Source organism: Acidiphilium sp. PM (genome assembly GCF_000219295.1).
Taxonomy (GTDB): Bacteria; Pseudomonadota; Alphaproteobacteria; order Acetobacterales; family Acetobacteraceae; genus Acidiphilium; species Acidiphilium multivorum.
In genome coordinates, this window is sequence record NZ_AFPR01000451.1 from 1 (window position 1) to 7,124 (window position 7,124).

General features: G+C 62.7%; 6 protein-coding genes and 2 pseudogenes. 2 read left to right on the plus strand and 6 right to left on the minus strand.

Features of this window, described 5'->3' with window-relative positions; translation table 11 throughout:
- Nucleotides 1-154: 154 nt before the first annotated feature.
- From APM_RS13635 to APM_RS13645, 3 genes are all read right to left on the minus strand, one after another.
- Nucleotides 155-1,261 (minus strand): cytochrome-c peroxidase, encoded by a 1,107-nt coding sequence (locus APM_RS13635; RefSeq protein WP_007423948.1) that lies wholly within the window; start codon nt 1,259-1,261, stop codon nt 155-157.
- Nucleotides 1,262-1,466: 205 nt separating this feature from the next.
- Nucleotides 1,467-2,051 carry an NADPH-dependent FMN reductase gene (locus APM_RS13640; protein WP_039888825.1) on the minus strand — a complete coding sequence of 195 codons (585 nt, stop codon included), beginning with the start codon at nt 2,049-2,051 and terminating at the stop codon, nt 1,467-1,469.
- A gap of 7 nt (nt 2,052-2,058) precedes the next feature.
- Nucleotides 2,059-3,084 carry an aldo/keto reductase gene (locus tag APM_RS13645; protein WP_007423950.1) on the minus strand — a complete coding sequence of 342 codons (1,026 nt, stop codon included), beginning with the start codon at nt 3,082-3,084 and terminating at the stop codon, nt 2,059-2,061.
- 104 nt (nt 3,085-3,188) lie between these two features.
- On the opposite strand from APM_RS13645, the gene APM_RS13650 reads away from it, so the two are divergent.
- Together APM_RS13650 and APM_RS22730 are read left to right on the plus strand one after the other, a co-directional pair.
- Complete coding sequence (locus tag APM_RS13650; protein ID WP_007423951.1) at nt 3,189-4,100, plus strand: LysR substrate-binding domain-containing protein; 912 nt, start codon at nt 3,189-3,191, stop codon at nt 4,098-4,100.
- 35 nt (nt 4,101-4,135) lie between these two features.
- A pseudogene (locus APM_RS22730) lies at nt 4,136-4,308 on the plus strand (IS5/IS1182 family transposase); the annotation flags it as partial.
- 125 nt (nt 4,309-4,433) lie between these two features.
- On the opposite strand, the gene ilvN reads toward APM_RS22730, so the two are convergent.
- The 3 genes and pseudogenes from ilvN to APM_RS20425 all read right to left on the minus strand — a co-directional run.
- Nucleotides 4,434-4,952 (minus strand): acetolactate synthase small subunit, encoded by a 519-nt coding sequence (gene ilvN / locus APM_RS13655; protein ID WP_007423953.1) that lies wholly within the window; start codon nt 4,950-4,952, stop codon nt 4,434-4,436.
- Between the two features lie 50 nt (nt 4,953-5,002).
- Nucleotides 5,003-6,784 (minus strand): acetolactate synthase 3 large subunit, encoded by a 1,782-nt coding sequence (locus APM_RS13660; RefSeq protein WP_007423954.1) that lies wholly within the window; start codon nt 6,782-6,784, stop codon nt 5,003-5,005.
- A gap of 53 nt (nt 6,785-6,837) precedes the next feature.
- A pseudogene (locus APM_RS20425) lies at nt 6,838-7,124 on the minus strand (hypothetical protein); the annotation flags it as partial.

A 7,124-nucleotide genomic window follows, 5' to 3' on the forward strand; every position in this document is an offset into this window, starting at 1 on the left:
ACTGCCGAGATCCTGAAAAACCTTGGAATATCAAAGCCAAAGAAGCTGCTCACAGTCATCGAGCCGCCGCAGGCCAAGGCCGCCTCATAGATACACGCCCCGATTCCGTATCGAAAATCCATCGGAAAATAGACAGACTTTCCTCACGTCTGCCTCATGACCGCGAACCCGGGCTGAGCTGGCGCCGATTTTGCTGGAGCTTGGCAACCTGCATCATTGATGTGCTGTCGGGTGTTTCCGGCAGGCGTGGCATGGTCTCGACCGGAAACTTTCCGGTCAGGCTGTTTAGGAACGCGACGATGTTCGTCGTCTGCAGCCCGGTCAGCGTCTTGCCCAACTGACATGCGGCCATCACCCGAACGGCGGTTCGCAGCGACCCCACGGACCCGTTCTGGAAATATGGCGCAAGGACGGCGACGTTGCGCAGGCTCGGAACCTTGAAGACGTGCTCGTCGCTTTGCTTGTGCGTGACGTCAAACCGTCCGGGATCGTCGGCGAGATGGTACTCCCGCACATAGGTGGCGCAGGTCGGGTTTGTCGGGATCATGGGGAATTTCCTGAACCAACCGGTTCCCATGGGCAGGCCCGGATTATCGAACATCGCGCCGGCGTGGCAGCTCGCACAGCCGAGATCGGAGACCTCGTGCATTCCCTGCTTCGCCGACTTGTCGAGCGCGTTCTTGTCGCCCTTCAGATACCGATCGTATGGGCTGTCGGGCGTCACCAGGGTCCGTTCGTATGTGGCGATCGCCTGAACGACGTGTTCGAAGGTGATCGGCGTCTTGCCGCCGAAAACACGGGCAAATTCCCGCCTGTAACCGGGAATCCCAGCCAGGCGCTTCACGATGGCTCCGGAACTCGGCATGCCCATCTCGATCGGATTGAGCAATGGCCCCTTCGCCTGATCTTCAAGGCTCTTTGCGCGTCCGTCCCAGAACTGGACCGTATTGAACGCGGAATTGAACACGGTCGGCGCGTGTCTTGGCCGGTCGACGCGGCCCAGAACACCGAAGGAGAGCGGCAGTCCATCGCTGCCATTTCCCGCGACGTTGTGGCAGGTGTCGCAGGACACGTCGCCCGACAATGACAGCCGCGGATCGAAATACAACTGCTTGCCAAGATGGATCTTCCGGGGGGTCATCGGGTTGTCGGCGGGAACCGGCACCTTCGATGGAAACTCGCCGCCGGGGGGAGCGGCCGAGGCCGCTTGCAGTCCCGCCATAATCGCGCCGGTGATCAGAGCGGTGTAAAGCGCGATCATTTTGCGCCTGATCGGCGCATGGACAAGATATTGTCGTCTCATCGGAGTCTCTTTTGCTTGTTCAGGGGATGTTTTTGTTCATATCGTCCTCAAATATTTTATAAATCATGAATGTATATTGTCGATTTTGTCGCTTTTTGTGAGGTTGGATTGGTCGTTCTTCGTTGATATTGATGAGTGCAGGCTGGATCTGATAGCGGCTTAGTCACGCAAGTGAAACCATGTTCTCGGCCAGGTTATCTGTCGCGCGTGGTGCTAGGAGGTTTTCGATTGCGGCGGTGATGAAGCCGAGGCTGGTGCCGTCGACCAGGAGGCCATTGGATACTTTACCGTCGATCGCACCGATGACGATCTGCGGCCCCGGAACCGGCAGGGCCTGCACCGCAAGCATCGTTTCGTTCACCTGGGCCTGTGCCCTGACCCCGCCCGTAAATGCAGGTGATGATGACACTACAATAAAGGGCTTGCCCTTCAGCACAGAATTGCCATGCGGTCGTGATGCCCAGTCAAGGGCGTTTTTCAATGCGCCCGGCATGCCGTGATTGTACTCCGGGGTCGAAACGACAAGAGCGTCGCTCTCCGCGATTTGCTTCCGGAAGTCATGAACGGCGCGGGGCGGTTTGTCGTCGTCCAGGTCCTGGTTGTAGAGCGGGAGGTCGACCCCGACGAGCGACAGGCTGACACGAGCGTCAAGGACACTCCTCACTCCAAGGAGGACGGCGCGCGAATGGGCGTTGCGCCGCAGGCTGCCGACAATGCCGAGCAGCCGCAGCGGTGGATGCAAGGCCATCTCCACCTCACGCTCCCGCCGGCCGGGCGGGTCCGGTTCCCGCGCCGCTCGTCTCTATCGCGGTCGCGATGGCCGCCATGTCATCGTTGTCGAGCCGCAGGCTGGCGGCGGCAATCCAGCCGTCTACCTGCGACGCATTGCGCGCGCCGACAATGGCGCCGGATACGCCCGGCCAGGTGAGCGTCCACGCAACGGCGGCGGCCGGGACCGAGACACCGTGCCGTTCTGCAACAGGACGCAGCGCGTCGACGAGACGGAGGTTGCGGGCCAGCTTGTCGCCAATGAATTCGTCATTGCGCGAGCGCCAGTCATCCGCCGGAAGCGATTTTGCGCGTTCGACCGAGAACCGCCCGGTCAGCAGCCCCGCCTGCATCGGGCTATAGACGATGACGCCGGTGCCGTGCGCGTGACACCAGGGCAACTCGCGCTCCGCGGCATCGCGCCGGATTGCCGAGAAGGGGGGCTGCAACGTGTCGACATGGCCAAGCCGCTCAGCCACCGCAAGTTGCTCGGCACTGTGATTTGACAGGCCAACGGCCCTGACTTTCCCTTCAGCCTTGAGGTCCAGCATCGTCTGCCAGTAATCTGTCAGTGGTGTGCCGTCTTTCGCTGGCCAGTGCACCTGATAAAGGTCAATTCGTTCGATGCCGAGGCGCCGCAGCGATGCATCGACTTCGCGCCGGATGCTTTGCGGCGAGCCGACCTGCCGCGGCATGGCGTGGCGATCGGTCTCGTCCCATACCAGGCCGCATTTGGTGAACACATAGGGGCGTTCGGCTTGTGGCATCTCCGCCAGCGCACGCGAGACGACCTCTTCGGAATGGCCGAGCCCGTAGATTGCTGCGGTATCGATCCAGTTCACGCCTCGCGAGACGGCATGCCGGATTGCCGCGATCGAATCGCGGTCATCCTGAGCCCCCCATCCTACGGCCCAGTCAGCCCCGCCGATGGCCCATGCGCCGAAGCCGACGCGGGTAATCTCCATATCGGTCAGGCCGAGCCTGATCCTTGGCAGCGTCGTATATGCATCCATCTCCAAATCTCCATTCTGGCGCCCGGGAGATGGAGAGCGTTGAATATCGTTCAAATAAAACTTATTGATCCGAATCTTCTCTCGGATAGATGAAGAGATGGCGCATGGAGCTCAGACAGCTGCATCATTTTGTCGCGCTAGCCGAGGAGCGGCAGTTCACGCGCGCCGCACGTCGCGTGAACATCGTGCAATCGGCGCTCTCGACGTCGATCCGGGCACTCGAGAGGGAACTCGATGCACCCCTTTTCGTGCGCAGCACCCGGGACGTGCGGCTGACCGGTGCGGGCGAGATCTTCCTTGAAAAAGCGCGATTGGCGATCGAGGCGGTGCGGGATGCGCGTAGCGCCGTTGCCGAAGTGCAGGGCCTGAAGCGGGGAACGCTGAAAATCGGCACAGTGCAGAGCCTGCCCGCATTTCTCGACCTGCCATTGCTTCTGGCGCGGTTTCACCAGCGGCATCCCGGCATCGAAATCCGGCTCATTCAGGGCAGCTCGTCAGCCCTTGCGGACCGGACACGGGCCGGCGGCATCGATGCCGCGTTCTTCCCGGTGGGTACGCATTTGACCGATCTCGTCACAACGATGATCGCGTGTGACGAGGTTGTGCTCGCCTGTCCCCGCGGTCATCCGCTGGAGGGACTGACCGGCGTCACCCTCGAGGCGATAAAGGATTTTCCGTTTGTCGACTTCGAAACGGGCTGGGGTACCCGCAGGCTGGTCGACGGCCGCTTTGGTGATGCCGGCATCGGCCGCCATACCGCGTTCGAAGTCAGCGATCTCGACACGATGCTGAAACTGGTCAGTCTCGGCCTAGGCATTGCCCTCCTGCCGGAGACGGTCGTTGTGGCGCGTGATCCGGACATCGGGATGGCGCGTCTCTCATCACCCGAACTCTGCTGGGAACTGGTCGTCGCCCACCTGCCCGTCGCCGGCCCGGGAACCCCGGTGGCCGCATTTCTTTCCCTGCTTCACGAAAGCCTTGTCATCACCGACACGGCGCAGTTGCCCAAAGCCTGATGAAAGATGGACCTCCGGTTCGGTCGGGCGATGTCGCCCGCCGGAAACGCGGCACCACGCCCGCCATCCGCCACGAATTGCGCAGGCACGCTGCCATCGAGCCGGTCATCGGCCACATGAAGACCGATGGCCACCTCGGACGGAATTTCCTGCTCGGCGTCACGGGGATGCCATCAACGCCATCCTCTCAGGCGTCGGCCATAACCTCTGTCGCCTCCATAGAAAGTCGTTCACCAGGCCGCCGCCTCGGCCGGCCAAATATCGCATAGTTCACAGCCAACAATCCTGCGCCGGATCCCGCGCCATGAAGTCCGGCGCGGAGGCAGGATGCCGTCAGATCGTACGGGTGCCGCGGGCGATGGCGGCGACGCCGGTGCGCGACACCTCGGCGAGGCCGAGCGGGCGCATCAGCTCGAGAAACGCATCGAGCTTGTCGGTGGCGCCGGTGAGTTCGAAGATGAAGCTTTCGGTTGTCGCATCGATCACCCTTGCGCGGAATGCATCGGCAAGACGCAGCGCTTCGAGCCGCTTCTCGCCAGTGCCGATCACCTTGATGAGTGCGAGTTCGCGGGCGATGTGCGGCCCTTCGGCGGACAAGTCGGATACGCGGTAGACAGGCACCAGCCGGTCGAGTTGCGCCTTGATCTGCTGGATCACCAGTTCGGTGCCGGAGGTGACGATGGTGATGCGGCTCTTGCGCCGGTCGTCCTCGACGGGGGCGACGGTGAGACTGTCGATATTGTAGCCGCGGCCGGAAAACAGGCCGATGACGCGCGCGAGAACGCCTGATTCGTTTTCCACCAGCACGGAAATCGTGGCGGCGCGCATGGTTTCCTGGACGATGGCGTTCATGTCGGCTCTTTCAGGTTCGGGATCTCGGGTCTCGGCGATGATGGCGGGGCTCAGACGAGCACGAGCCCCTCATCGGTGATGCCGGCGGCGCTGGACTCGTGTTCCGGCCCGAGCAGCATCTCGTTGTGCGCAGCGCCCGAAGGAATCATCGGGAAGCAGTTCTCCGCACGGTCGACATGGATGTCCGCGATCACCGGCCGGTCGGTCGCCAGCATCTCGTCGATCACCCGGTCCAGATCGTCGATGCTCTCGGCGCGCAGGCCTACGGCGTGAAAGCTCTCGGCGAGGCGCACGAAATCGGGCAGGGCCGCCGAATAACTCTCGGAATAGCGGCCACCATGCAGCAGCTCCTGCCACTGGCGCACCATGCCCATGTATTCGTTGTTGAGGATGAACACCTTCACCGGCAGGCGGTATTGCGCGAGCGTGCCCATCTCCTGGATGTTCATCAGGATGCTGGCTTCGCCGGCGATGTCGATCACCAGCGCGTCGGGATGGGCGATCTGCACGCCCATCGCCGCCGGCAGGCCGTAGCCCATCGTGCCGAGGCCGCCCGAGGTCATCCAGCGGTTCGGCTTGTCGAAGCGGAAATGCTGGGCCGCCCACATCTGGTGCTGGCCCACCTCGGTCGTGACATAGGTTTCGCGGCCCTGGGTCTTTTCCCACAGCCGGCGGATGGCATGCTGCGGCTTGATGATCGCGCCTTTCTCGAAGCTCTGGGTGAAGCGCAGCGAGTCCTTCTCGCGCCACGTTTCGATCATGCGCCACCATTCGGCCAGCGCTGCCGTGTCCTGCCGGGAATTGTCCTGCTTCCAGGCGGCGATGAGGGCGCGCAGCGCCTCGGTCGCGTCGGCGGCGATGGCGATGTCGACGACCACGTTCTTGTTGATGTTCGACGGATCGATATCGATATGGATTTTCTTCGAGTGCGGCGCGAAGGCGTTGAGCCGCCCGGTCACGCGGTCGTCGAACCGGGCGCCGATGTTCAGCATCACGTCGCAGCCATGCATGGCGAGGTTGGCTTCGTAGGTGCCATGCATGCCGAGCATGCCGAGAAAGGCCGGGTTCGAGGCCGGGAAGGCGCCGAGCCCCATCAGCGTCGAGGTAACCGGCGCGCCGGTGAGCTTCGCGAGGTGAACGATCAGTTCGGCCGATTCCGGACCGGAATTGATCAGCCCGCCGCCGGTATAGATGATCGGCCGCTTTGCCCCCTTGAGCGCGCTCACCGCTTCGGCGATCCGGGTGAGATCGGGGGCGGTGCGCGGGCGATAGGAGCGGTGCGGGCCTTCCGGCGCCTCGGTATATGGCGCTGGGTTGATCAGGATGTCTTTCGGCAGGTCGATCAGCACGGGGCCTGGCCGCCCCGTCCGCGCAACGTGGAATGCCTCATGCACGATGCGGGCGAGATCGTCCGAGCGCTTGACGAGATAGTTGTGTTTGGTGGCCTGCCTGGTGATACCCGTCGTGTCGGCTTCCTGGAACGCGTCGTTACCGATCAGATGGGTCGGCACCTGGCCGGTCAGGCAGACAACGGGAATGCTGTCCATCAGTGCGTCCACCAGCCCGGTGACGGCGTTGGTCGCCCCCGGCCCGGAGGTGACGAGCACCACACCGACCTTGCCGGTCGAGCGGGCATAGCCTTCCGCTGCGTGAACCGCCGCCTGTTCATGGCGGACAAGGATGTGGCGGATCGCGTTCTGCTGGAAGATCGCATCATAGATCGGCAGCACGGCGCCGCCCGGATAGCCGAAAATGACCTCGACCCCCTGCGCCTTCAGTGCGCGGAGAAGGGTTTCGGCCCCGGAAGCGACTGTGGTGTTCACGGCGTTCATATCCCCATCCTGTCAGATCGCGACGCAGGCCTACCCCGGTCTGCTGCGGTGCGTCAACTCGATAAATTAATAAATGAAATGATCGAACGGACTGTGCTTTCGGAAAATTGCGCAGAATCAGTGAATCTTGATCTGATCGTATGCGTGTTGCGCTGATCTGCCAGTTTCTGATGGCGGAACCAGGTCGCTTGGCGTTTCGTATAGGCTGCGGTGGCGGCGATGGCGCGGGACGCCGCCTCGTCGAGGCTGATCGCGCCGGCGACGATGCGCCAGCAATTCCGGCACACCGTGGGCGCGCAGACCGGGCAGCGCGGGATCGGGGGTGCGGGCGGCGACGGCG

What these genes read in the sequence shown, in the direction of transcription:
- APM_RS13640 (WP_039888825.1), bottom strand. Translation starts at nt 2,051, where the DNA reads ATGGCCTTGCATCCACCGCTGCGGCTGCTCGGCATTGTCGGCAGCCTG.
- APM_RS13645 (WP_007423950.1), bottom strand. Translation starts at nt 3,084, where the DNA reads ATGGATGCATATACGACGCTGCCAAGGATCAGGCTCGGCCTGACCGAT.
- APM_RS13660 (WP_007423954.1), bottom strand. Translation starts at nt 6,784, where the DNA reads ATGAACGCCGTGAACACCACAGTCGCTTCCGGGGCCGAAACCCTTCTC.
- ilvN (WP_007423953.1), bottom strand. Translation starts at nt 4,952, where the DNA reads ATGAACGCCATCGTCCAGGAAACCATGCGCGCCGCCACGATTTCCGTG.
- APM_RS13650 (WP_007423951.1), top strand. Translation starts at nt 3,189, where the DNA reads ATGGAGCTCAGACAGCTGCATCATTTTGTCGCGCTAGCCGAGGAGCGG.
- APM_RS13635 (WP_007423948.1), bottom strand. Translation starts at nt 1,261, where the DNA reads ATGATCGCGCTTTACACCGCTCTGATCACCGGCGCGATTATGGCGGGA.